General features: G+C 38.2%; 24 protein-coding genes, 1 pseudogene and 1 riboswitch. Of the genes and pseudogenes, 5 read left to right on the top strand and 20 right to left on the bottom strand.

Going from position 1 to position 26225, the window contains the following annotated elements; genetic code table 11:
* Positions 1-11: 11 nt before the first annotated feature.
* Positions 12-575: a DUF2179 domain-containing protein gene (locus tag ACOZIR_RS04140; protein ID WP_045290017.1), complete on the bottom strand. Its 564-nt coding sequence runs from the start codon at positions 573-575 to the stop codon at positions 12-14.
* Between the two features lie 211 nt (positions 576-786).
* Positions 787-1494 (bottom strand): cytochrome c biogenesis CcdA family protein, encoded by a 708-nt coding sequence (locus tag ACOZIR_RS04135; protein WP_045290019.1) that lies wholly within the window; start codon positions 1492-1494, stop codon positions 787-789.
* 140 nt (positions 1495-1634) lie between these two features.
* Here ACOZIR_RS04135 and ACOZIR_RS04130 point away from each other — a divergent pair, with 140 nt between their 5' ends.
* A complete protein-coding gene (locus ACOZIR_RS04130) occupies positions 1635-1811 on the top strand; it encodes an aspartyl-phosphate phosphatase Spo0E family protein (RefSeq protein WP_013084718.1) in 177 nt (58 codons plus the stop codon).
* Positions 1812-1832: 21 nt separating this feature from the next.
* On the opposite strand, the gene ACOZIR_RS04125 is transcribed toward ACOZIR_RS04130, so the two are convergent.
* The 8 genes from ACOZIR_RS04125 to yneA form a co-directional block, all read right to left on the bottom strand.
* On the bottom strand, positions 1833-3638 hold the full coding sequence (locus ACOZIR_RS04125; RefSeq protein ID WP_328120176.1) for an ABC transporter ATP-binding protein: 1806 nt from the start codon (positions 3636-3638) through the stop codon (positions 1833-1835).
* Entirely contained in the window at positions 3628-5391 is a 1764-nt protein-coding gene (locus ACOZIR_RS04120) for an ABC transporter transmembrane domain-containing protein (protein WP_310878454.1), read from the bottom strand. Before ACOZIR_RS04120 ends, ACOZIR_RS04125 begins: the two co-directional genes overlap by 11 nt.
* 90 nt (positions 5392-5481) lie before the next feature.
* A complete protein-coding gene (locus ACOZIR_RS04115) occupies positions 5482-5694 on the bottom strand; it encodes a YneF family protein (protein ID WP_013058772.1) in 213 nt (70 codons plus the stop codon).
* Positions 5695-5784: 90 nt separating this feature from the next.
* The gene (gene sirA / locus ACOZIR_RS04110; protein ID WP_045290025.1) at positions 5785-6225 is read right to left on the bottom strand and encodes a sporulation inhibitor of replication protein SirA; all 441 of its coding nucleotides are present in this window, start codon (positions 6223-6225) and stop codon (positions 5785-5787) included.
* A gap of 149 nt (positions 6226-6374) precedes the next feature.
* Positions 6375-8381 (bottom strand): transketolase, encoded by a 2007-nt coding sequence (gene tkt / locus ACOZIR_RS04105; RefSeq protein WP_013058774.1) that lies wholly within the window; start codon positions 8379-8381, stop codon positions 6375-6377.
* A gap of 166 nt (positions 8382-8547) precedes the next feature.
* On the bottom strand, positions 8548-8778 hold the full coding sequence (locus ACOZIR_RS04100) for a DUF896 domain-containing protein (protein WP_013058775.1): 231 nt from the start codon (positions 8776-8778) through the stop codon (positions 8548-8550).
* A gap of 69 nt (positions 8779-8847) precedes the next feature.
* Complete coding sequence (locus tag ACOZIR_RS04095) at positions 8848-9516, bottom strand: YneB family resolvase-like protein (RefSeq protein WP_328120175.1); 669 nt, start codon at positions 9514-9516, stop codon at positions 8848-8850.
* 53 nt (positions 9517-9569) lie between these two features.
* On the bottom strand, positions 9570-9899 hold the full coding sequence (yneA, locus tag ACOZIR_RS04090) for a cell division suppressor protein YneA (protein WP_310878452.1): 330 nt from the start codon (positions 9897-9899) through the stop codon (positions 9570-9572).
* Between the two features lie 146 nt (positions 9900-10045).
* Here yneA and lexA point away from each other — a divergent pair, with 146 nt between their 5' ends.
* From lexA to ACOZIR_RS04075, 3 genes and pseudogenes are all read left to right on the top strand, one after another.
* Positions 10046-10663 (top strand): transcriptional repressor LexA, encoded by a 618-nt coding sequence (lexA, locus tag ACOZIR_RS04085; RefSeq protein WP_013058778.1) that lies wholly within the window; start codon positions 10046-10048, stop codon positions 10661-10663.
* 211 nt (positions 10664-10874) lie between these two features.
* Positions 10875-12320, top strand: a complete 1446-nt coding sequence (locus tag ACOZIR_RS04080) for a hypothetical protein (RefSeq protein WP_310878451.1) — start codon at positions 10875-10877, stop codon at positions 12318-12320.
* Positions 12321-12427: 107 nt separating this feature from the next.
* A pseudogene (locus ACOZIR_RS04075) lies at positions 12428-13072 on the top strand (glycosyltransferase); the annotation flags it as partial.
* A gap of 38 nt (positions 13073-13110) precedes the next feature.
* On the opposite strand, the gene ACOZIR_RS04070 reads toward ACOZIR_RS04075, so the two are convergent.
* The 7 genes from ACOZIR_RS04070 to hflX form a co-directional block, all read right to left on the bottom strand.
* Positions 13111-14088, bottom strand: a complete 978-nt coding sequence (locus tag ACOZIR_RS04070) for a cation diffusion facilitator family transporter (protein ID WP_045290034.1) — start codon at positions 14086-14088, stop codon at positions 13111-13113.
* 109 nt (positions 14089-14197) lie between these two features.
* Complete coding sequence (locus ACOZIR_RS04065) at positions 14198-16024, bottom strand: APC family permease (RefSeq protein WP_045290036.1); 1827 nt, start codon at positions 16022-16024, stop codon at positions 14198-14200.
* Between the two features lie 162 nt (positions 16025-16186).
* A riboswitch (cyclic di-AMP (ydaO/yuaA leader) is annotated at positions 16187-16329 on the bottom strand.
* Positions 16330-16520: 191 nt separating this feature from the next.
* Complete coding sequence (locus ACOZIR_RS04060) at positions 16521-17627, bottom strand: N-acetylmuramoyl-L-alanine amidase (protein ID WP_421535513.1); 1107 nt, start codon at positions 17625-17627, stop codon at positions 16521-16523.
* Between the two features lie 727 nt (positions 17628-18354).
* A complete protein-coding gene (gene glnA / locus ACOZIR_RS04055; RefSeq protein ID WP_013084732.1) occupies positions 18355-19689 on the bottom strand; it encodes a type I glutamate--ammonia ligase in 1335 nt (444 codons plus the stop codon).
* An 83-nt stretch (positions 19690-19772) separates the two neighbouring features.
* Positions 19773-20180, bottom strand: coding sequence for a MerR family transcriptional regulator (locus ACOZIR_RS04050; RefSeq protein WP_013058786.1), 408 nt, complete (start codon positions 20178-20180; stop codon positions 19773-19775).
* Between the two features lie 190 nt (positions 20181-20370).
* Positions 20371-21633 (bottom strand): aminotransferase class I/II-fold pyridoxal phosphate-dependent enzyme, encoded by a 1263-nt coding sequence (locus ACOZIR_RS04045; RefSeq protein WP_045290245.1) that lies wholly within the window; start codon positions 21631-21633, stop codon positions 20371-20373.
* Positions 21634-21647: 14 nt separating this feature from the next.
* The gene (gene hflX, locus ACOZIR_RS04040) at positions 21648-22910 is read right to left on the bottom strand and encodes a GTPase HflX (RefSeq protein ID WP_080890127.1); all 1263 of its coding nucleotides are present in this window, start codon (positions 22908-22910) and stop codon (positions 21648-21650) included.
* A 277-nt stretch (positions 22911-23187) separates the two neighbouring features.
* Between hflX and ACOZIR_RS04035 the strand changes: the two genes are divergently transcribed.
* Positions 23188-23799 carry a trimeric intracellular cation channel family protein gene (locus ACOZIR_RS04035; RefSeq protein ID WP_013058789.1) on the top strand — a complete coding sequence of 204 codons (612 nt, stop codon included), beginning with the start codon at positions 23188-23190 and terminating at the stop codon, positions 23797-23799.
* A gap of 31 nt (positions 23800-23830) precedes the next feature.
* On the opposite strand, the gene spoVK is transcribed toward ACOZIR_RS04035, so the two are convergent.
* The 3 genes from spoVK to miaA all read right to left on the bottom strand — a co-directional run bounded on the left by spoVK (position 23831) and on the right by miaA (position 26182).
* Positions 23831-24787, bottom strand: coding sequence for a stage V sporulation protein K (gene spoVK, locus ACOZIR_RS04030; protein WP_045290041.1), 957 nt, complete (start codon positions 24785-24787; stop codon positions 23831-23833).
* A gap of 187 nt (positions 24788-24974) precedes the next feature.
* The gene (gene hfq / locus ACOZIR_RS04025; protein WP_013058791.1) at positions 24975-25199 is read right to left on the bottom strand and encodes an RNA chaperone Hfq; all 225 of its coding nucleotides are present in this window, start codon (positions 25197-25199) and stop codon (positions 24975-24977) included.
* A gap of 32 nt (positions 25200-25231) precedes the next feature.
* Positions 25232-26182, bottom strand: a complete 951-nt coding sequence (gene miaA, locus ACOZIR_RS04020; RefSeq protein ID WP_045290249.1) for a tRNA (adenosine(37)-N6)-dimethylallyltransferase MiaA — start codon at positions 26180-26182, stop codon at positions 25232-25234.
* Between the last annotated feature and the right edge of the window lie 43 nt (positions 26183-26225).

Raw genomic sequence — 26225 nt, 5'->3', positions numbered from 1 at the left:
CTCTTCTGTTTTTATTTAGTAGAGCTAATATCTGCTTTTGCTTTTTGCTTTTGTTTTTGTTTTTGCTTTTTCATTGCTTTTAGTAAGAACCCGCCTTTAAATTTACGCGGCTCGTATGAAATAATGAAAGCACGAGGCTCATATTCTTCAATGAATGCTAATAGCTCTTCTTCTCTACTTCGTTTTGTTAAAATGTCCAATCTATAGCGTGCACTGTCTCTTCCTTCACCTTGGTAAACAGTAACACCAAAACCTTCCTGTCGGAGGCGGTTAATTAACTCTTCATTTTTGGTCATAAGGTTAACTAAGAATGTTGTATATCCGATAGCAAGCCTAGATTCGATATAACTTCCAAGGATAATTCCCACTCCAAACCCAACTGCATATACAACCATAGCAAGCGTGCTTTGATCTCCTGAAAATACAAGGGATAAGCCGAATACATAAATTAACGCTTCAACAAATCCAAAAACCGAGGCATACATACTCATACCTTTGACTAAAAAAATTGTGCGCAGCGTCAAGATCGGTACATAGATCAGTTGCAAAAGCAAGATTAACAAAATATCTTTCAATTTATACACCTCTTTTTAACAATTAAAAATATGACGATTTCATTGTATCACTCCGTATTTATAGAAGATATAGTAAAAATAAATTTTTTCTATATATTTTTTCACACCATATTCTTGGATATTTTCTAAGAGCGAAAGTAACTATTTTGTCTTTTGAAAAATAAAAAGAATCTGCCAATTTTCAGATTCTTTTTTGTATCATCTTCCCTTTTTAAAAGCCCGTAAACCCTCCAAATACGCTCGTTGTATAAATAATAATTTTTGTCATCCAGTCAAAATATAAAATAAACCCCATGCCAATCATTGCATATCCGCCAACTTTCATCATGGAATTCATATGTTTTTTTAACCAGTTCATTTTCCCAATAAAAAACGTCATAATAAAAAATGGAATAGAAAATCCAAGTGAATAAGCTATCATATACAAAAGGCCAGAGCCTGGGTTTGTCGCTGCAAGCGCCATAACCGATACTAAAATAGGGCCCGTGCAAGGAGTCCAGCCCGCAGCAAAAGCCATGCCTATGAAAGAAGAACCTAAGAGACCAGCCGGCTTATTTGCGAATCTAAGCTTATGTTCTTGCATAAGAATTCGAGGCTTAAAAATCCCTAGTACAACTAGACCAAAGAAAATAATAAGAATAGCGCCAATCTGCCGGATCAAATCCTTATAGTTAAAAAACCACTGACCAATAAAGGACGTCGCAAAACCAATCATAATAAAAATGATAGAAAATCCCAGCAGAAAGAAAGCTGTGTGAATAAAAGCTTTGCGCTGATGTGACTTAGCGCCTTCCTTTAGCTCGCTAACTGATACTCCCGTTATGTACGATAAAAAAGCTGGGTACAAAGGCAAACAGCAGGGTGAAATAAACGATAAAAAGCCCGCGCCAAATGCCAAAAACAAATTTAAATCTCCCATATTTCCCACTTCCCTTTTTTTGTTCTTTTTGTTCTTTTTCGTTACCATTTTGTAACCAAATTGTCTTATCTCACTTCTTTCAAATAGTACCATTATCTTGTATAATTAGGTAAACGACTTGTTAGAAGGGATACATAGCATTGGCCAAAAAAGATATTCTATTAGCGATTGAAAAGAAACGAGAAGAACTCATCCGCATAGTCCGAGTAAGTGGATTAAACTCTCCACCTGCTATTAAACATAGTCAAGAATTAGATCATTTATTAAACGTTTACAATGAATTCCCTGCTCAAACAACAGAAACAACCTCTTCATGAAGGTTGTTTCTTTTTTTGCCTTCACTCTATCAATTCTGTATAAATCTCTTTTACTCCTGTTTCTTTATTGAAATTTTCCTCTTTTTCACTGTGCTGCAGCTGATACATATTACAGTACAAACCGCCTTTATCTAGCAGTTCAGCGTGCGTTCCTTTTTCAACGATTTTCCCTTTATGCAATACTAAAATACAGTCGGCGTGTTGAATAGTTGATAAACGATGAGCAATCGCAATCGTTGTGCGGCCTTTTCCCATATCTCTTAACACTTCTTGAATCGCTTCTTCCGTTTCTGTATCAATATGAGCTGTCGCTTCATCAAGAATAAGGATTTTAGGGTTTCGAATCACCGTTCTTGCAAATGCTAGGAGCTGACGCTGACCGCTTGATAAAGTCGAACCTCTTTCCACTAGCACTTCATTATACTTATTAGGAAGAGCTTCGATAAATGCGTGAGCTTGCACAAATTTCGCCGCTGCTTTTACTTGCTCATCAGAAAAATGGTCTTCATGCAGCGTAATATTTCGCTTTACGGTATCGGCAAATAAAAAGGCATCTTGCAGCACCAGCCCTACCTGATCTCGAAGCTTTTTATTTGAAAAAGACGATAGCGGTTTATTATCGATCAAAATGTCTCCTTTTTGCTGCTCATAAAAACGCATTAATAAATTAATGATGGAGCTTTTCCCGCTTCCAGTATGGCCTACTAAAGCCACTGTTTCTCCTTCGTTTACCGTAAATGATATATCAGAAAGCACATCTCGAACACCGTCATAGGAAAACGTTACGTTTCTGAATTCTACCGTTCCTTTTTGTACCCCCTGCTTTTGTTTTCCTGTCATCACTGGATTTTTTTCTTCCTCATCCATCAAATCAAATACCCGGGAGGCTGATACCATCGCTTGCTGATACATAGAAAGACGCTGCATCATTTCATTAACAGGCTCAAAAAAACGATCCAAGTAGTTGATAAACGCGTAAAGAACACCAATTTTAACAGGACTGTCAGCTACAGAAATACCAAAATAACTGAGCACAAGAATAACGGCTAAAATATAAAGAATTTCGACAGCAGGCCTCAGCAGTAAACCATCTAACTTAATATTGCGCATGCCCGCTTTGTAATGCTGATCATTAATTTCTTCAAATTCTGAGCGAAGCCGCTTTTCTTGACGAAATAATTGAATAATGGACATGCCTTGCAAAGACTCATGAAGCTTCGCATTTAACTGACTTAGCTTTTCTCGGAGCTGTCCGTAGTAAATAGCGCTGTAATGCTGATAAAGCTTCATAAGCCCCCAAATAAATGGGAGAAGAACTAAACAATAAAAAGCCAGCTTCACATCTAGCATAAACATGGCTATAAAAATGCCGACCAAAAATACCCCATTTTGAATAAAAACCGCGATGACTTCCACAAACATTTCTTTCATGGCTTCCGTGTCATTTGTAATTCGAGACACCAGGCTTCCCGTTGGCGTGTTGTCAAAAAAACGAAGCGCCAAACGATGAACATGAGAAAAAACGTCAATTCGAATCTGCTGAATAATTTGAAGCGCAATTTTTTGAAACTGCAGAAGCTGAAAGTATTGAACGACAATTTTTAAAAGCTGTAAAAGCAAATAACTGCTTGCAAGCCACACAAGAGGCTGAAGAGGCAAATACTTAGGAGTTAAATAATCGTCAATAAAAACTTTAATCAAAATAGGGCCTAATAAATCAGCAGCCGTAGCAATTAATAATAGTGTGAACGCTAAAAAAAATGATTTTTTATGCGGAATCGTATAGCAAAACAGACGTTTATGTACCGAAGAATGCTCAATTTTCATTTTTCGTCTCTCCTTCTTCTACCGCACGTTCAAGCTGCTGTCTATCGTACATATCCTGGTACCAGCCGCTCACGCTAAGCAGTTCCTCATGAGTTCCTCGCTGAATAATTTTCCCTTTATCAAGTACAAGAATCAGGTCTGCGTGAGTAACTGAGCTCAGTCGATGCGCTGTAATAATCGTTGTTCGATTTTGACGTTTTTGCTTCAACGCTTGTAAAATACCCGCTTCCGTTTTTCCATCTACCGCTGATAGCGAGTCGTCTAAAATTAAAAGCTCAGGGTCTAGTAAAAGAGCTCTTGCAATCGAGATACGCTGTTTTTGTCCACCGGATAACGAAACGCCTTTTTCACCTACTATTGTTTGATAGCCATCTGTAAAATCGAGGATGTCTCTATGTACATTTGCAACTTTAGCCGCTTCTTGAATTTCTTGATTGCTTGCTTCTTCTTTTCCAAACGCGATATTAGCAGCGACTGTTGTTGAAAACAAAAAGTGATCTTGAGGAACATACCCAATGCTTTTGTACAATGAATCAAAAGCATAATCTTTAATGTCTTTTCCTCCCCATAAAACAGCTCCGTCGCTTACATCAAATTCACGAAGCAACAGCTTTAAAAGCGTGGTTTTCCCAGCACCCGTCTTTCCGACAATGCCTAATGTTTGACCGCGAGAAAGTGTAAAATAAATTTCGTTTAACGTGTATTCGTCTTCTTTACCATACGAAAACCTATGAACAACAGCTTCAATATTTCCTGTTGGCATTTCAACACCAGGATGCGCTGCTTCTTCAATCGAATTTTCTTCTTTTAATAAAGAAAATACCCTGTCATATGATGCTCTTCCTCGTTCCACAATGTTAAATAGCCAGCCAAACGCGAGCATAGGCCAAATAAGAAGGCCCAAATAAGTTGTAAAGGTAACAAGCTGCCCCAGTGTTAACTCTTCACTAATAACCATCTTGCTGCCAAAAATAAGAGCAAGTAAAAAAGAAAGTGCTACAATAATCGAAATGGTCGGATCAAACAATGCATCTACTCGTGCTACTTTCATGTTCTTTTGAACAACATCTGCAGACTTAATGCGAAATTCTTCGATATCAGCCGCTTCTTCCCCGAACGTCTTAATGACTTTAATTCCGCTGATGCTTTCTTGAACCTTATCATTTAAAGTAGAAAATGCTGCTTGTGCGTGATGAAACCGCGCATGAAGCAATGTACCATAGTAACTTGTTAAAACAGCCATAAGCGGCATAGGAATAAGGCAAATAAGCGTTAATTTCCAGCTGATTGTGAGGGCCATTGTGCATAGAACAAGCCCTCCTGTGACAATCGAATCCACGAGCGTCAAAACGCCCGAACCTGCAGTTTGTTGAATAGCTTGAATATCATTGGTGGCATGCGCCATCAAATCCCCAATTCGCCGCCGCTGATAAAAGGCCTGATTCATCTTGGTAAAATGAGCGTAGAGGGTATTTCTCAGCTGCTTGGCTAGTTTAACAGATGAACCAAATATCATAATACGCCATATGTATCTTGTGAAATAGGCCACAACAGCAGCTCCTAGCAAAATGCCAACCATCTGCATTAAGCGCTTTCCATTCAGCGTCCCTTCTTTGATGCCATCTACCGTTAAACCAATAATTTTAGGCGGGAGAAGTTCTAATGCTGCCACAATAATGAGCAGCGCTATCCCCGTTATGTAAGACTTTTTTTCTTGTTTGAAAAACCACCCTAACTCTCGAAAAATTTTCATCGTATCCCCCTAGCCCCACAACCATTTTCTTATATCTATCATAAAACAAAAGACACCCTTCTGAATAGAGAGTGTCTGTCCAATTAACCATTATTTAATTTGGCCGTTCATTGCTTTCATCATTTGGTTAATTTTTTTCTGCGATGGTTTCATGCCCATTTGCATCATCATCATTTTTAACATTTGTTCATTAATTGGTGGATTTTTCTTCAGATAGCTCATCATATATTTACGAGCAATGAAAAATCCTAGCGCTATCCCAACAATTAATGCTAGAACACCAACTAGAATATACATTCCCATGGTATTACTTCCTCCTTCATGTTGTCTAACTTACAGTGTACTAGACCATACGCTATTATACAATATTTCCGTTCCAATTTCCTTAAATAATTACACAAATTTTCTTGTTTTCACAGGCCTCAGCCAGCCGTATTCATCCGTTCCATAATTCACTGCTAAAAAACAAGGATCTAGCTTGCGTAATACTTCAAAAAAAGCTGTCTCAGCATCAACATTGCCATCTCCTTCAATTGTTATACAGCGATTTGTTAATTTTATAGATGCTCGACTTTTTTTATGAGGATATTCCAGCACAAACGTCTCTTGATGAGTAAAAAAATGAGGATAATGAGAAAACGCCTGAAGCAATTCTCGTTGAATAAATGAAATGGGCAGCTGGCGAGTAATGTAATGAACTTGTTTTTGTAAGTGCGTCTCCTGCAAGTGACGTTTCATTTTATATTCAATCAGCAGCTGATAAATGAGCTTTTCTCTTCGAAAATAGGATGATGCAACTTCTTCCTCCATTAAATATACTTCATACGTTCTCACGATTCATCCTCCCTTTCGGCTCGTTCTTTTTTGTACCATTATACCGAATGGTGTACGCAATGCTTGTCTATCGATGAAAAAATTTCTTTGTTTTTTTGTCGAAAAAAAAGAGCAGACCATAGGAGTCTGCTCTTTCTTGTGAAAAAGAATTATGCATTAAGCAAGCTTTTCACTTTTGCTACTACATTTTCAACTGTAAAACCAAATTCTTTCATGATTGTTTCACCAGGGGCAGATGCACCGAAGTGATTAATACCAAGAACTTGTCCTTCGTCTCCAACATAGCGTTCCCAGCCAAGTGTAGAAGCCATTTCAATACCTAAACGTTTTTTCACTGATTTAGGGATAACACTTTCTTTGTACTCAGCAGATTGCTCTTCGAAACGATCCCATGCAGGCATACTTACGACAGATACGTCAATGCCTTCTGCAGCTAATGCTTTTTGCGCTTCTACTGCTAGGCTTACTTCAGAGCCTGTTGCAAGTATTAATGCATCCGCTTGGTCTTTACCAGCTTTAGATACAACGTACGCACCTTTAGACACGCCTTCGTATGCATTTTCTTTTGTACCTTCAAGCGTTGGCAAGTTTTGACGAGTCAATACAAGCGCCGTTGGGCGGTCAGTTGACTCTAATGCTAAGCGCCATGCAGCAGCTGTTTCATTTGCATCTGCAGGACGAACCACTGAAAGACCCGGCATTGCACGAAGTGATGGCAATTGTTCAATTGGCTCATGTGTTGGGCCGTCTTCTCCAACTGCGATACTGTCATGTGTAAATACATATGTTACAGGAAGCTTCATTAAAGCTGCTAAGCGAATTGCTGGGCGAAGATAATCAGAGAATACAAAGAATGTTCCTCCGAATACTTTTACACCGCCGTGTAGAGCCATACCGTTTAATGCAGCTCCCATTGCAAATTCACGTACACCGAACCAGATATTACGTCCGCTGTAATCAGCTGCAGTGAAGTCTTCTGAACCTTTAATCATTGTTTTATTTGAGCCAGCTAAGTCAGCTGAACCGCCGAAGAATTGAGGTACAGCTTGTGCTACTGCGTTTAGTACTTCTCCAGAAGAAGCACGGCTAGCTAAGCTTGAACCCGTTTCATATGCTGGAAGTGTTTCTTCCCAGCCTTCCGGTAATTTTCCTTCTACTGCTAGTTCAAATTGACGACCTAGTTCAGGATATTTTTCTTTATACTGTGCAAATACATCGTTCCATTCGTTTTCTTTCTTTTGGCCATCTTCAGCAATTGTAGCTTTGAAGTGAGCATACACTTCTTCTGGCACATAGAAATCTTCTTCAAATGTCCATGCATAAGCTTCTTTTGTTAATTTTGTTTCATCGGAACCTAATGGAGAACCGTGCACGCCAGAAGTACCCGCGTGGTTTGGAGAACCAAATCCGATTGTTGTTTTTACTTCGATTAGCGTTGGGCGTGTTAAATCGCCTTTTGCTTCTTCAATTGCGTTTGCAATCGCTGTCAAGTCATTGCCGTCTTCAACGCGGATTACTTGCCATCCGTAAGCTTTGAAACGATCCTCTACGTTCTCAGAGAACGAGCGATCTAAATCTCCGTCTAAAGAAATATCATTTGAATCGTATAAAACAACTAAGCGTCCTAATTTTAAGTGTGCCGCTAATGAAGCTGCTTCAGCAGATACACCTTCCATTAAGTCTCCGTCACCACAAATACCATACGTAAAGTGGTCTACGATTTCTAAACCTTCTTTGTTGTATGTTTCAGCTAAATGACGTTCTGCCATTGCTTTACCAACAGCCATTGCAATACCTTGTCCTAGTGGGCCAGTTGTTGCATCAACACCTGCTGTATGACCGAACTCTGGATGACCTGGTGTTTTGCTTCCCCATTGACGGAAGTTTTTAAGGTCTTCAATTGATAAGTCATATCCAGCTAAATGAAGCAAGCTGTATAATAGTGCCGATCCGTGTCCTGCTGATAATACAAAGCGGTCACGGTTGAACCAGTTTGGATTCTTTGGATTGATGTTCATAAATTTTGTCCACAATGTATATGCCATTGGAGCAGCTCCCATTGGCATACCTGGGTGACCTGAATTTGCTTTTTCAATCGCATCGATTGATAAAGTACGAATTGTTGCAATCGAAAGATCTTCAATACGTTGTGTCATACTCTTCATTCCTTTCAAAACTATGTACATATGTTATCATACTAATGATTTGCTTATTTGTACAATACTTGAACCAAAAAAATTTCCACTTTTACAGTTTTTGTGCGCCTTATTAAAAATATACAAAAAACTAGAGGGAACACTCCTCTAGTTTTACTACAACGTCTTAGTGAAGACGCTTCTTTTTACTCTCTTTTAACTTCTTAGGCGTAACATCTTTACCTTCTTCGTCCACAACTTTAATCGTATGAAGGTGATTTGTCATAGATTGTCGGAAAACTTTTAAATATTCCTGACGTAGCTCTTGCTGTTCTTTCGCTTCAGATTCTGTCAGACCTTCAGCCTTTGCTTTTTTTGAAAGAGCATTAATACGAGCAAGTTTATCTTTTGATAGCATATAAAACCTATCTCCTTATAATCAATAATTAAAATTACCGAACCGTTCCGGCAACATGTAGTCATCTTACTAAATCTCTTTCGTTTTATCAAGAGATTGAGCCCTCTCTTGATACTCTTGATAGCGACGATGTACCGTCGCTTTTGAAATATTATAACCAAAACCTTTTAGCGTAACTGAAATTTCAGCAAAGGTTAAGCCGTTATGACGAAGACGGACAATTTCTTCAATCGGCGCTTCTTTTTTTTCTCTTCCCGAGTTAACTCCTTGATTTTTTAAATTTTGCTGCGGACGATAACCGTTTTCTACGGCTCTTTTCATTCCTCTTTTAATTTTAGCATTATGTAATTTCCGCTGATGCTCTTCCACTAAGCTAATAATATCTAACACCATCGAATCAGATTCTGAAAGCTGAAGCTGACCTTGATGACTAATCGTATAGATCGTAGCATTTTCTTTATGAAAAGCATGAAGCAGCGCGATTCGGGCATTTCCTCTGCCTAATCGTGTTTCGTCTTGAATGAGCAGCACGGATATTTTTTCTTCTTTCATTGTATGAAGAACATCCAAAATACCTTCTCTGTCTACGTCATATCCGCTTGCTTTTTCCATTACGACTTTTTTTACGTCTAGATGGTGAAGATCAGCAAGTTTTTTTAATTCTTCTTGCTGGCGCTGTAAAGATGTTTCTTGGGTTTTTTTATCCGTACTGACACGGCAATAAATAATGGCTTCCACTTTTATCACGACCTTTTCGGCTTCTAACAATATTCAGGAACGGCCGTTACACACTACTGTTCAATTGCCACTTGATTATGTAACTCTTTTTTTAAAACAGGAATATATAATTTATCTCCAGGAGATAAAGACTGGGCAGTGTCTGAGTTTAAATCATTGACGTCTTCAACCCATTTGACAAATTCGTTGGCGGTCAAATGATGGTGATTATGATACTTGTTGGACAATTCCCAAAGCGTATCTCCTTTTGTAATAGTAACGGTTGAATATTTGTCTAAATCTACTTTATCCGCTCCTAAAACCAGCGTCAATACATATGTAAGTGCAGCGATAACTGCAAAAAAAATAGCGTAATGTTTCATAGAATGTAAGAATTGGTGCATATTATGATCCCCCTATCAGAATATATGTTCTTATTTTATTGAGAACATTTGTTTCTGTCAATGGAATTCTTCGAACTTATGTTTGTATATTGACACATCACGTGGTATAATTCACCTAAAGAATAGCTAAAATCGAGGTGAAAAATATGAAGCTATCAAAACGTCAACAAGACATACTAGATTTTATTAAGCACGAAGTAAAATTAAAAGGTTATCCGCCTTCTGTTCGTGAGATTGGGGAAGCGGTAGGATTAGCCTCTAGCTCCACTGTACACGGGCATTTAGCTCGTTTAGAAAGCAAAGGGTTAATTCGCAGAGATCCAACAAAACCAAGAGCAATCGAAGTTCTTCAACTAGACGAAGTAAACATCCCTAAAAGCAATGTCATTAATGTTCCTGTTATCGGTAAAGTAACAGCGGGTCTTCCTATAACAGCCGTTGAAAACGTGGAAGAATATTTTCCTCTTCCAGATAAATTCGTTTCTCCAGATGATCATGTATTTATGCTTGAAATTATGGGAGAAAGTATGATTGAAGCAGGTATTCTAGATGGCGATATGGTAATCGTACGTCAGCAGCAAACTGCTAATAATGGAGATATTGTGGTCGCTATGACCGAGGACAACGAAGCAACGGTAAAACGTTTCTTCAAAGAAGAAAATTTCGTTCGTTTACAGCCTGAAAATTCAACGATGGCGCCTATTATTCTTCGCCACGTAACGATTTTAGGAAAAGTCACTGGTGTATATCGCACAATTCACTAATCACACACTGTATGTAAAACCAACTAACCATGATGTTAGTTGGTTTTTTTACGTTTGTTTTCTAAAAAAATTGGCATATTATAAATGATACGTTGAATCATTGCAGGCAGGTAGAGAGGTTTTTATAAAGCCTGCTTTACCTTTTACTTTCTATCTGCATTTCCTCGGCTCTCAAAAGGAAATACAACCGACCATAAGAAGGATGTAGTTTATGACCAATACACCAAGGAAAACAGAACCATTTCAAACTATTATGCCTACCAAAGCAATGAACATGTTTCTTTTTCCTTTTTCCTTTGATCGAAAAAATAAAGAGCAGCTTGTTCATGCATTAGAAGCAAATTTGTTCGATTTTTTTTCCATTCAAAACAAACATTTAGAAAAAGAATACTACGGAGAACAGTATTACGTATCTCATGATAGCTTGGATCAATATTTTCTTCCTTACATTGAATGTATTCTATTTCCTGATTCGTGCGAAAAAGAAGGGTTGCTTCGATTTTCAAAAAAAATAGACCATACCGTTACGCTACAAACTTCCTCCACCACCGTGTCTAGCAACGTGCTGTCTGTGGATGTTTTTTTATGTCCTTTTGAAATTGGCGTCATGACTATTCGCACTGAGATGAGTCATAATCATTACACCTATGATGACATTTTAGAATTCATGAATCATTTTCGCGTATTAGAACCGAAGCTTGCTGAAGAGCATGGATCCACCATTACCTATGAACATCATCGCTATAGCAAAGTACAGGATTATATTTTTTCACAGCTCGCGCCATTTTTGAACGAACACATCAAAAAAGAAGCCACACGTGAACAGCACGTCGGGAGCCTTCCTTATTTTATCGATGAACGGATGTTTGTATTAAGTTATGTAACGGTAAATCAAAAGCAAGAGATTAATGGCACAACTTTATTTCGTACTGGGCAGCTAAATAGCTATACGCCTGACGGGAAGCCGTTTATCTCTGCACACAACCATGAGTATATTAAAACGTATAATACCAAACACGTGTATTCCAGATGGGCTCCTGAAACCTATTACGTCATAACAGACCATGTGTTTTCGTGTATTTCTAAATCGACAGACTCTAAAACGGATCAGCTTTTGATGAATCATCTATTTGGCCAACATTACTATAATTTATTTTTACATTTTTTCTATAAAATCGTGTTGTTAAAACTATCTTATGAGTATTCTCAGCTCACGTTTCATAAAAATTCAGAGGGCATTGAACGACTAATCCGCTCTATTACCATATTTTCAGGTAAATATTTATTTTTAGAAATTAGCTCTCGCACAGAAGGTCAAGAGTTTTCTGAGCTCTTTAAAAAAATCTTCCACATCAATTCTCTTTATCAAGAAGTCAAAGAAACCCTTGGTACCTTGTATCAAAATCAGGAGAAAATCGCGGCTAAGCGTCATAATTACTTATTATTAATCTTAACGATTTATACCGTTCTTTCCGGTATTTATGGAATGAATTTAGTTATTAGCAAACTAAAGGGAAACATCAATTGGGATAGTATGAAGCAGTTTTCTATCTTTGAATATATCGCTTTAATAGTAGCCCTATCAGGAATTCTGATCAGCATTAGTCTCGGAGTGAGTTCCCTATGGAATTTATTAAAAGATCGATTTAAAACATAAAAGCTGTTCGTATCAGAGAATACATGATAAAAAGAAGAGATTGAGACATAACTAAATCAAGCGAATCTAAAGACGAACAAATGGGATAAATAAGCTAGTAGGGATTGCAGCAAGGCTATGAAATTGTATATGCAAAGCGCAAGAAACGAAGCGGAGAAACCTTTTTTAAATTAGCCACAGCTAAGTATTTTTATCGCTTTTTAAATTATATGTCCGATATTGAAATCCCGAAAGATACGGGAGATTTTCGTATTATCGACCGAAAAGTAGCGGATGTATTCAAAAAAATGACTGAACGTAATCGTTTTGTACGAGGAATGATGTCTTGGATTGGCTGCAGGCAAACATATGTAGAATATGAGCGCGATGAGCGCTTTGCTGGTGAAACAAAATATCCTTTAAAAAAGATGATCAAGTTTGCTTCAGATGGAATTATTGGGTTTTCAACGAAACCTTTACGTTTAGTAATGGTTATTGGCCTGTTATCGGTTTTTGTATCACTTCTAGTTTTAAGTTATTCCATTGTTGTTTGGCTAATAGGTGAAAATATCCAGCCTGGCTGGACTTCTATTATGGTAGCTATCACCTTCTTTAGCGGTATTCAGCTACTTGGTTTAGGTCTAGTCGGACAATATATCGCAAGAATTTACGATGAAAGTAAAAATAGACCTATTTACGTTGTACGTGAAACCATTAACTTCTCTAAAGCTTCAACAGATTCCCAAAACGTACGTGAAAAAGTATATAGCTAAAAAAACAAGGAAGAAAACAGCTGTTTTCTTCCTTGTTTTTATTCTTTTTGAAGCTGTAAATCACTTGGCACCCAGTCCGGAATTCCATCATCTTCATCAAATTCAATAATAACATCCGTTACTCCTTTTTCCTGTAAAATACGATTTTCCAGCCGATCTTTAATATCATCAGCTTCTGCCACTGTTAAAGAAGGATCAATTTCTACTTTTAATTCAACGTGAAGCTCTTCTCCTTCTTTCATCACCATTAATGTTTGAATATCACGCACTTGTACATCTTGCATGACAATCGCGCCAATTTTCATTTCCATTTCTTTATCTGCTTCCCCAAGCGCTCCAGCAGCGTTATCTAAAAACACTCGTCCTACTACAAAAAACATCATAAACCCAATTAAAATAGAAGCAATTCCTTCAGCTTGGTGAAAAGGTGTAAATCGTGAAATAAAAACCGCAATTAGTGCCAATACGCCTCCTCCAGTAGCTACTAGATCTTCCATAAAGACCAGCTTAGTTGCTGGCTTTGCTTTCCTTAAATGAACAAAGCTTTGTGTAAAAACATTGACCTCTGCGGTATCCATCCCAACATCGTGCAAAATTTCTTTCATTGCCTTAAATAGGACAAACATCTCAAGCAATACCGAGATGCCAAGTACTGCAATATTTAAAATAAAGCCTGAAGACTTCTTCGGATGGAGAATGTGATGATATCCTTCTTTAATCGTTTCAAACGCCATAATTCCTACTACAAGAACAGCTCCTAATAGAACAAGATTAACCAATCGTCCGAAGCCGTTTGGAAATCGTTTGGTCGGGGCTTTTTTACTTAATGCCGAACCTATAAAGACAAAAAACTGATTAGCTGCATCTCCTAAGCTGTGCATCGTTTCAGCAAACATCGCTACATTTCCCGTTAAAGCAAAAGCAATTCCTTTAATAATGGATATAATGGTATTAACTACAGCGGCCATCATGGCCGATTTATTTCCTTTTCGCAATAACTTAATTAATTCACTCATGCAATCCCTCCGTTTGTGCCTTTGATGAGATTCAATTATGGTTAGTGTATGTGAAATTAAAAATTAAAAACCTCCAATATAGAAGTTGGAGGTTTTTAATCATGTTTCATTATTTTTTAAAACGATACGGTACAGTTGTAACAATTACATTTTTACGGTAAAGCAAATGTGCTTTTAACAGCAGACTGGACTGATTGTGAAGGATGTTTTGCCAACTTTTTTTCGTGATGAACTGCGGAATAACGACCGTAATAGCCATATTATTTTCCCGTGCTTTTTCCTCAGCCATATCAATGAATCGAAACAGCGGCCGCACAAGACTGCGGTATTGAGAATGAAACGTAACAATACGAATATCAGGCTGCCACTTTTCCCACTTCTCTTCCATTCTCTTTTCGCTTTCTCGATCAAAAGCCACGTGCACTGCAATAACGGTATCGCCAATCGTTCTCGCATAATTTAATGAATTTTCTACTACTTTTGTCATTCCTGCTACAGGAACAATGACCACACTTCCTTCAAGCTTTCCAATCTTTTCTCCCTGCTTAATGCGGAGCTGCTCTCCTACCGCTTCATAATGCGTATGAATGCGATGAAAAATATAAACGATAACCGGTAAGAAAACGAGAACGGACCACACTTGTGAAAACTTCGTTGTAAACAAAATAATTAACACCGTTAATGTAATGAGTGCACCAATTAAGTTAATAATTAGCTTTCCTTGCCATCCGGCCGGCTTTTCTCTAAGCCATTTGACAATCATGCCTGTTTGAGAAAGCGTAAATGGAATAAACACCCCGACTGCATAAAGAGGAATTAATTGCTCCGTCGCTCCTTTAAAAGCTACCAGTAAGACAATAGAAGCAATTCCAAGGGTCACAATTCCATTTGAATAGCCTAGTCGATCGCCGCGAATTTGAAACATTCTTGGCATGTATTTATCAGACGATAAGTTTACAGCAAGCAAAGGGAAAGCTGAAAAACCTGTATTCGCCGCTAGCACTAAAATCAGAGCTGTGGTGCCTTGAATAAAATAATAAAATCCATTTCGTCCAAACACACTCGATGCAATTTGTGATACAACCGTTTCATCTGCTTTTGGAGAAATGCCAAGCCAGTAAGCTAAAAACGTGATGCCGGAAAATAAAACGGCTAAAATACCGCCCATCAGCATTAATGTATGAACAGCATTTTTTGCACCTGGATCTTTAAAGTTAGGCACTGCATTTGAAATAGCTTCTACACCAGTCAATGCCGAACAGCCTGACGAAAAAGCTTTTAATAATAAAAACAAACTAATACCTGGCACCACTGTACCGAGAGATGTATGAAGCTCAGGTGAAACTTGACCTGTCACTATTTTGAAGAAGCCCACCGCTATTAACAAAATAAGAGCAATAACAAATAAATAAACCGGATAAGCTAATACAGAAGCGGATTCTGTTACACCTCGTAAATTTAAGATGGTAATAAAAATCACCAGCAAACACGCAATTACTACATTATAATGATGCAGCGTTGGAAAAGCCGAAGTTAAAGCATCGGTTCCTGCTGAAACACTCACGGCAACTGTTAAAATATAATCTACTAACAGTGATCCCCCAGCGATAAGCCCAGGATTTTCTCCTAAATTGGTTTTCGAAACAATATAAGCTCCTCCGCCTTGCGGATACGCATAAATAATTTGACGATATGAAAGAATTAAAGCCGTCAGCAGCACCAATACCCCAATTGCAATTGGAATTGAATACCAATACGCAAGGACACCGACTGTTGCAAGTACAATCAAAATTTGTTCTGTTCCATAAGCCACTGAAGATAAGGCATCTGATGATAAAATAGCCAGTGCTTTAAGCTTACTAAGCTTTTGATCGCCTAACTCTTTTGTTTTGAGCGGCTTTCCAATCAATAATCTTTTGAGAACTGAATAGTTCACGTAATTTCCCTCCGATGATTGCTTAGCTACTATTTACTGTTCATTGCTAAGCTCCGTTACAAGTTCACGAATAAGTGATATTATCCCTAAAAAATACCTTTTTATGTTAAAAAAACGCACAAAAAAAACACTAAGGGTTCTCAGCGTTTTTACACAGCTTAAACCTCCTCTCCAAAACGCTTATGGGGTTAGCTGTCGGATTCGGGCTATGAGAGTAGCCCTACCTTTTAAAAAAAGGATTCACCCCAAGTGACAATGCACAAATTTGGGTCCCCCACTTCTGACGAATTAAGCGATAACAGGTCAATATAATTTTCGGTTAAAGAGTATGATTGATAACATGTTTCTTTCATAACTATCTTTTGTTCTTAGATAATATACTCCCGTACAAATGGTTTGTAAAGCATTATTTTACGTAAACCAGAAAATAGTGCTTAAGGCGCTTTTAAGAGGAAAACAAAAGGCCTTCTGCCTGCTTACAGAAGACCTTCTCGCTTTAACTTTTTGCTTTTAAAACGGCTGCTAGCTTGCTTTTCGTTTGAGGACCATAAATGCCATCTACATCATAAGGAAGATACACAAGTTGAAAACGTCTGACTGCATCTTTCGTTTGTACTCCGTATATTCCGTCTACAGACCCTACTTTAAAATTAACCGCGTTTAATGCTCTTTGAAGCTGTTTCACGGCTTCTCCAGAATCACCTTGTTTTAAAATTCCATTTGGAAGTGGATATTGTTCCGAAGGTGGTGTTGGTGTTGGTGTTGGTGTTGGTGTTGGTGTTGGTGTTGGTGTTGGTGTTGGTGTTGGTGTTGGTGTTGGTGTTGGTGAAGTTCCTGAAGGAATAACAATTGTTTTTCCAACCTGTAGGGTTAAAGGATCAGAAAGCCCTTTATTTGCTTCTTGCAGCACTTGTACTGTTATTCCGTACTTCTGTGCAATACTGTACAGTGTATCTCCTTGCTTGATCGTATACGTTTTTGTACCTGGTTCAGAAGGTGATGGATTTGGTGTCGGTGTCGGTGTTGGAGGTGGTGATGGATTTGGAACTGCACGCCGAGGTAAATTTAAATATACGGCAATTCCTTTAGCATACGATTCACCCATACTTTTTAAAAAAGCTTCATTTTGAAGAAGTGCTGCATCGGCGCTCCTATCAATAAAAGCTATTTCAGTGAGTACTGCAGGCATATTTGTTAAGCGAAGCACCGCATAATTGGCTGATTTTCGTCCGCGATTCGGATGATTATACGACAGCAGCGTTGGCTGTACTTGACCGTGCACAATCGATTGAAACGTTTTACTGGCATTGCTAGCGCTTCTATAAACATAATCTTCGTATCCTGTTCCTCCACCGGCATTTACGTGAATAGACATAAATGCATCTGCGCCCCACGAATTAGCTTGAGAAGCTCGCTGAGATAACGATAAAAAAACATCTGTGGTACGAGAGGTTTTAATCGTAAAATCACTGTACATGCTATTTAAATAGCTTATTAAATATTGTTGAATTTTTAACACTAAGTTTTTTTCATATAGTCCGTTCGCCCCAACTGCTCCTGCATCTGCCCCACCATGTCCTGCATCAAGATAGATTTTTTTCATATTACTTGTCCCTCCTTATTGTTAACATATGCACGAGGGAAAAAAGTGCTACGTATACTAGCCTACTAAGTAGAAAATTACTAAAAAAAAGAACCGCTACTCAAAGGCAACGGTTTATTCTGCGTTGTAGACAGAATATTAAATAGGGATAGCTCTCAAGGAGTGACAGCTATATGCAGAGTGTTGATTCGTTGATTAAATGATAATAATTATCATTTTCATTTAAAGTATACACTAAAAGGAAAGTTTTGTCTATTCTATTATGAGAACAGGCTTATTTAAAAAGCAGAACGCCTATAACAATGAGAATAATCCAAATTGGAATGCTTATTAATATGCCTATTACTAAACCTTTGAAAAAATTTCCTTCTTGCATTTTCATTCCATTCCTCTCCAACAGTATTTTCTAATGACACTACGACTGGCTGAAAATTCTCTGAAGTTATACTGAAGTGCAGAGTGAACACATAAACAATCTCTCTATCTGTTATACACTACTTTTACATATAGATTCAATGAGACAAAAAGCTTATCCTTTTTAATTCATATAACCAAATTCTTTCCTATATATAACAAGACAATAAAAAGCCTCCCGTAAATTGTACGACAGGCAGCATACTTATTTTATAAACAGCTTAGTTCGATATTTAATATGCGCAATGTTATTCATTTTGAAAAACAAAAAAGTCCGAGAGAACGTATAAACGATCTCTCGGATTTTTAGGAATTAATATTGGCTCATGTATTGGTCACGTTCCCAAGGATGAACTTGTGTACGGAACATATCCCATTCAATTTCTTTCGCTTCAACGAAGTGTTCTGCTAAGTGTTCACCTAATGCAGAAACCATAACTTCGTTTGATTGGAAGCTATCTAAAGCTTGAGCTAATGTTGCAGGTAAATCTACGATACCTTCTTCAACACGCTCTTCTTTTGTCATTACATAGATATTACGATCGATAGGTTTTGGAGCTTCAAGGTTATTCTTGATTCCATCTAAACCAGCTTTTAATAGAACAGCCATTGCTAAATATGGGTTAGCAGCTGGGTCTACGCTACGTACCTCAACACGAGTTCCTACGCCGCGAGAAGCTGGGATACGGATTAATGGGCTACGGTTGCGAGCAGACCATGCAACATAACAAGGAGCCTCATATCCAGGCACTAGACGCTTGTAAGAGTTTACAGTAGGATTTGTTACTGCTGTAAAGCTGTGTGCGTGCTTGATGATACCTGCGATAAATTGACGAGCAGTATCACTTAGCTCTAGATTACCGTTTTCATCATAAAATGCGTTTTGGCCATCTTTAAATAATGAAACGTTACAGTGCATACCTGAACCATTCACACCAAATAATGGTTTTGGCATAAATGTAGCATGTAAGCCATGTTTACGTGCAATTGTTTTTACAACAAGTTTGAACGTTTGGATATCATCACAAGCTTTTAATGCAGCAGCATATTTGAAGTCAATCTCGTGTTGTCCAGGAGCTACCTCATGGTGAGATGCTTCAATTTCAAAGCCCATTTCTTCAAGCTCTAATACGATGTCACGACGGCAGTTTTCACCAAGGTCAGTTGGCGCTAAGTCGAAGTAGCCACCTTTATCATTTAATTCTAATGTAGGTTCGCCTTTTTCGTCTAATTTGAATAAGAAGAACTCTGGCTCAGGTCCAAGGTTAAAATCAGTAAATCCTAACTCTTCCATCTCTTTTAACACACGTTTTAAGTTATTACGTGGATCGCCATCAAACGGAGTTCTATCTGCATTGTAGATGTCACAAATAAAACGTGCTACTTTACCTTTTTCAGATGTCCAAGGGAAAATAACAAATGTATCAATGTCCGGGAATAGGTACATATCTGATTCTTCAATACGTACAAACCCTTCAATAGAAGAACCGTCAAACATCATTTTGTTGTCTAACGCTTTTTCTAGTTGACTTACTGGAATTTCAACGTTTTTAATTGTTCCTAAAATGTCAGTGAACTGAAGACGAATATACTTTACATTCTCTTCTTGAACTTTGCGGAAAATATCTTCTTTTGTGTACTTTGCCATCGTGTGATCCTCCCCTAAATCTCTATATAATATTTATAATCTATACCACTCACATACGAACGGTATAAATATTGATAACTTTATTAATGAAAGAACCTGGACATATCTCCTTGATTTAAAGTTGCTCGATTAAAACGGCCTGCTTGCATAAGTTCTGCACGAAGCATTTTTCGTAATTCATCGTCCGTTAATTCTGGCTTTGCTGTTGCTGCCACAACTTTTTCTTCTTGCTTATGCCCTTTTTGCTCCTTTTGAAGATGAAACAGCTGTTTTACACCTGCTAAGTTTACACCTTGTTCAATCAGATCACGGATTTCAAGCAGCTTATCAACATCGTTAAATGAGAATAGTCGTCGATTTCCCTCTGTTCTTACTGGTGCAACTAATTCATGTTCTTCATAGTAGCGAATTTGGCGAGCCGACAACTCAGTTAACTGCATCACAATTCCAATTGGGAAAAGTGGCGTATTTCTTCGAATGTTGTCACTCATTTCAGTTCCTCCTTTGGATTAACTATTTACATTGTATGCTATGTTAGTTCACCTGTCAACCGAATGTTAGTAATTCTAACATAAATTTTTCTGAACATTTCTTCTATACAAATAAATAGCCCTTCGTTTATTTTTATAAGCCTATCTTTTCTTTCTTAGCGGGGAGAAAATAGTCTTTCTATCTTATATGTTATAAAAGTTCTTTCGTTAGCATTTGATCTACTGCCATGCATATTGCTACTTTTACGTGAGCATACGTTAACCCGCCCTGCACGTAAGCGATATACGGAGGCCTGATAGGTCCATCTGCCGTCAGCTCGAGGCTTGCTCCTTGTATAAACGTTCCTGCCGCCATAATCACATCATCTTCATAGCCTGGCATATAAGCAGGATACGCCGTTACGTGTGAATTAATTGGCGAAGCGAATTGAATTGCCTGACAAAAAGCAACCATTTTATCGCGGTCATCGAACTGAACGGATTGGATTAAATCTGTTCGTTCACTGTCCCACTTCGGCTCGCTTTGCATCCCTAGCTCTTCAAACATAGCGGATGAGAAAACTGCTCCTTTTAAGGCTTGGCCGACTACGTGCGGAGCTAAAAAGAAACCTTGATACATTTCTTGCAAGCTATACAGCGTCGCTCCAGCTTCTGCACCGATTCCAGGAGTTGTCATTCGGTATGAACAAGCTTCCACTAGATCTTTTCGTCCTGCAATGTAACCGCCGATTTTTGCAAGACCTCCACCAGGGTTCTTAATGAGCGATCCTGCCATCAAATCTGCTCCTACATGCGTTGGCTCGATTGTTTCTACAAATTCACCGTAGCAGTTATCGACAAATACTATAACGTCAGGCTTAATACTCTTTACAAAAGAAATCATTTCTTTTATTTGCGCGACTGTAAAAGAAGGACGAATGCCGTAACCTTTTGAGCGCTGAATGCCTATCATCTTTGTGTGCTCATGAATAGACGCTTTCACTTCTTCAAAATCCACTTGGCCTTGCGCTGTTAAATCTACTGATTTATAGCTAATATTATATTCTTTTAAAGAGCCTACGCCGCTTCCTCGTATACCAACGATTTCTTCAAGGGTATCATAAGGCTTGCCAGTTATATATAATAGTTCATCTCCAGGACGCAGTACACCAAACAGCGAAATGCCAATTGCGTGCGTACCTGAAATAATTTGCGGACGCACCAGGCAAGCTTCTGTCCCAAAAACGTCTGCGTATACTTTCTCCAACGTATCGCGGCCTAGATCGTCATACCCATATCCCGTTGTCGGATTAAAATGTGAATCACTCACTCGATTTTGCTGAAAGCTTTGCAGCACCCGAAATTGATTTGCTTCAATACGCTCATCAATTTTCTCATGTACGGGCTTAATTTGTTTTTCTACTTTTGCAGCAAGTTCCCGAATGCGTGCCCCGTTTTTTAACTGATCAAACATCATTTCTTTGTTCCTCAACTTTCTTCAAGCGTTTGTAGCTTTTTGTAAAGGGGGTGCTCTTTTGCAATATACCCTTTGCACTGATACTTCTCAGTTTCTTCATTGAATTTTAACGACTCAAGAATAGAGACCGTTTTGAGTTCAGCGAGCATTTTTCCTTCATAAGCCGGCAGCAGCACATGAAAAAACGCCATTTCTTTTTTCATTTCTTCTTGAATTCTTTCCCCAAGCTTCAGTAAATCAGCAGCTTTAAAAGCGCTCATTGATAACGATGTCGAAGCGGATGGGACAAATAGTTCATGCTGCATATCTTCTTTATTGTAAACTGTCAGCATCGGAATGTCCGTTACGTTCAGCTCTTCTAGTAAGCGATGCACTGTTTTTTCATGGTTGTTGTAATCTGGATTAGATGAATCTACCACGTGCAGAACAAGATCAGCTTCGGTTACTTCTTCAAGCGTTGAACGGAACGCGGCTACTAACGTTGTTGGAAGATCTTGAATAAATCCAACCGTATCCGTTAACAGAGCCGTTAATCCTGACGGAAGCGTATACTGTCTTGTCGTTGGATCAAGAGTTGCAAACAGCTGATTTTCTTCAAAAATACCAGCTTCTGTTAAGCGGTTAAAGATCGTCGATTTACCAGCGTTCGTATAGCCCACAATTGCAATTTGATAGACATGATTACGCTTACGTCTTTCTCGATAACGCTCGCGGTGGCTTACCACCGTCTTTAACTGACGCTTAATTTCATCAATTTTACGGCGAATATGTCTGCGGTCACTTTCAAGCTTCGTTTCACCAGGACCTCTTGTGCCAATTCCGCCTCCAAGACGCGACAAAGCGGTACCTTGTCCTACTAACCTAGGCAGCAGATAATTTAATTGAGCCAGTTCCACCTGCATTTTTCCTTCTCGCGTTTGAGCACGCTGTGCGAAGATATCCAAAATCAGCTGCGTGCGGTCAATAACACGCGCAGATAACCCTGCTGACAAATTGCGGATTTGACTCGGTGACAATTCATCATTAAATACAATTAAATCGGGCTCTAACTCTTCTTCAAGAGCCACAAGTTCTTCTACTTTCCCTTTTCCAATATAAGTAGCTGGATGAATGCGATCGCGCTTTTGCGTTAACCTTACCAGCACTTCGCCTTTTGCAGTCTCAGTTAAAGATGCTAGCTCATCCATTGAATATTCAAAACGTTCGTCATCATCATGAAGCTGACATCCGACTAAAATTACGCGTTCAAGTTCAGTATTCATTTCTGCTGTCAAAGATTTTTCCTTCCCTTACTATTAAATTGACAAATCATTCATATCATATCAAAAAAATGTCCATTTCTCCATCTTTGCAAAAGAGACAGAATACATTGTCTTTTACTAGTTTAACACCCTTTTTAAAATCTATAAAATGATGAGTAAAAAAACATTGAAATATCACGAAATTCTGTATACAATTTGAATTGGTTTACTTATCGAAATTTGAATCAGGCTGCCTGATTTTAAAATAATAGTCGCTACTTGGTGAAAACAGAATAAAGGAGATAGCATCATGACTTGGGACGTACTTAGCATTATTGGAACGATTGCTTTTGCAATCAGCGGAGCTTTTATTGCCATGGAAGAGGAGTATGATATTTTAGGCGTTTACATACTGGGAATCGTAACGGCTTTTGGCGGAGGAGCCATTCGAAACCTGCTTATCGGTGTACCGGTGTCTGCCCTTTGGGAACAAGGACTCTTTTTTCAGATTGCTTTATTATCTATCACTGCCACTTTTTTATTTCCAAACAATATCTTAAAACATTGGAAGCGATGGGGAAACTTTTCAGACGCCATTGGCCTCGCAGCATTCGCGATTCAAGGAGCGCTTTATGCCACTCATATGAACCATCCGCTTAGCGCGGTTATTGTAGCTGCGGTCTTAACAGGAAGCGGCGGGGGGATTATCCGAGATTTATTAGCACGCCGAAAGCCTACTGTTCTTAAAGATGAAATTTATGCCGTATGGGCGATTATCGCAGGATTTAGCGTAGGGCTGCATATTACAAATACGCCTGTAGAACTTTATACGTTATTTATCTTACTTGTAGGTCTTCGGATGTGTTCATATATTTACAAATGGCGCCTGCCGATTAAAACTATTCGACAACCAAATATGTAGAAAAAAGCCTTTCATGACGAAAGGCTTTTTTTCACAGCTGAATATCGCTTGACGTTAAAGTTAAAAGCTCATTGCGCTCAAAGCTTTCTTCTTCTAAAAGCCTCATGGATTGAGTGCGTATGGAACGTTCGATAATGTTTCGCACATATCTACCGTTACTAAAATCCCTAGGCGCCTGATTGTACTTCACGTCCATGAAATGATCTTTTAGCTTTTTATAGGCCTCTGTACTAAACTGATACTGCCTGTCATTCATCATGTGACCGGCAATATCCATCAGTTCATTGACATCATAATCCGGAAAATCAAAAATAAACGGAAACCTAGAGCGCAGCCCTGGATTAAGACTTAAGAAATTTTCCATTTCTCTTGGATAACCAGCTAAAATCAATACAAACTTATCATTTGAATCTTCCATATGTTTAACCAATGTATCAATCGCTTCTTTTCCAAAATCTTTTTCTCCTCCTCTTGCAAGAGAATAAGCCTCATCGATAAATAAAATACCTCCAAGCGCTTTTTTTACAAGATCTCTCGTTTTCTGAGCGGTATGACCGATGTATTCTCCAACTAAATCTGCCCGCTCTGCTTCAATTAAATGTCCTTTAGACAAGATATTCATATTCAAAAATAATTTACCTAGCAGGCGGGCTACCGTCGTTTTCCCTGTTCCTGGATTTCCTTTAAACATCATATGCAGCGCCTGCTTTCCCGCTTTTAAGCCCTGTTCCTCTCTTTTTTTGTTAATATATAGCCACGCATATATTTCTTTTATCATTTTTTTCAATTCTTCCATTCCAACCAGTCCGCTCATTTCTCGTTCAATTTCCCGAAGCGGCTCATGATTTATCACAGCTTTTTTGGCAGGACGCGGAATTGATGTCGTATACGACTTTTCCTTTTTTGTTTCATTATTTAAAATGATATTAATTTGCCCATTATTTTTAAGAGTTATCGGCTGTTCCACCATGTTCACCTCTCGTTTCATCCCACTTCTCTGTATCGCATAGCTGCATGCGATGAACGATACGAAGACAATGATCTCTTATTACCGAAGAAATAATCGTCTATTATAAGGTTTATGTTCAATGAGTAAAAACAATGTTAAGAAACTTTTCTAAGCCTTTATTTGCATAAAAAAAGCATCCGAAAATGCGGATGCTTCTCTTTAATCTCTATTCAAGTTCTACTGTAATATTTTTATTTGGTACAAATGTCGAAATAGCATGTTTATAAATCAGCTGCTGTTTTCCTTCAGATTCAATTAACACAGTAAAATTATCAAATCCTTTAATTAGTCCTCTTAATTGAAAACCATTTAAAAGAAATACCGTCACATAGATATTTTCTTTACGTAATTGATTTAAAAATTGATCTTGAATATTAACTGATTGTTTCATTATTCGGCCTCCTCGTTTCTCTATCTGTTTACTTAATTCGCTTCTTTCTTCAGCTTTCCTGCAATATATGTAAAAATTTCAGCAAACTTTTCGGGAAATTTGTCAACTTCCATCTCTATCCATTTTACAGGCATTTTATTTCGAAACCACGTTAACTGACGCTTTGCATATCTGCGTGAATTTTGTTTCAACTGTTCAACGGCTTCTTCGAGCGTACAGCGTCCCTCAAAATAAGCATAAAGCTCTTTGTAGCCGATAGCTTGAATTGATTGTACATCATGCAGACCACTTTCGTACAATGATTTGACTTCCTCAAGCAGTCCAGCCTGCATCATCATATCGACTCGGTGATTAATTCTCTCATATAATACGTCTCTATCCATTGTAAGTCCAATAATGCTTACGTCATATAATAACTCCTGCGACTGTTCTTTTGTATAGTCACTGAATTTTTTACCGGTTACTTCATAAACTTCAAGCGCTCGAATTACACGGCGATGGTTATTTTTATGGATAGCAGCTGCACTCTCCGGGTCAATCTCTTTTAGCTTTTCATACAGGGGATCAATGCCATGAGCTTTAATGAATACTTCCATTCGTTCACGAACTTTTTCATCACTAGGCGTTTCTGTGAACTGATAATCATAAATAACGGATTGAATATAAAGACCCGTCCCTCCAACAATCATCGGCATTTTTCCTCTAGCGTGAATATCCTCGATTCGTTTTCTTACAATCTCTTGAAATTCTGCCACAGAAAACGATTCATCTGGCTCCTTAATATCGATCAGGTAATGGGGAATACCCTGCATCTCTTCTTCAGACACCTTCGCTGTTCCGATATCCATCCCTTTATAAATTTGCATCGAATCACCTGAAATAATTTCTCCGTCTAACTGTTTGGCAAGTTCAATGCTCAATTTTGTTTTACCAACCGCAGTTGGTCCAATAATGACAATAAGTTTTGGTTTCTCTCCCGTCATAACAACACTACTTTCATCTATAGGCATTCACATCATTCCATTT

The organism is Priestia sp. D3YE.R1, assembly GCF_049199565.1.
Classification (GTDB): domain Bacteria; phylum Bacillota; class Bacilli; order Bacillales; family Bacillaceae_H; genus Priestia; species Priestia aryabhattai.
The sequence above is the reverse complement of the archived record's forward strand: the minus strand, read 5'-3'. Positions and strand labels throughout refer to the sequence as shown.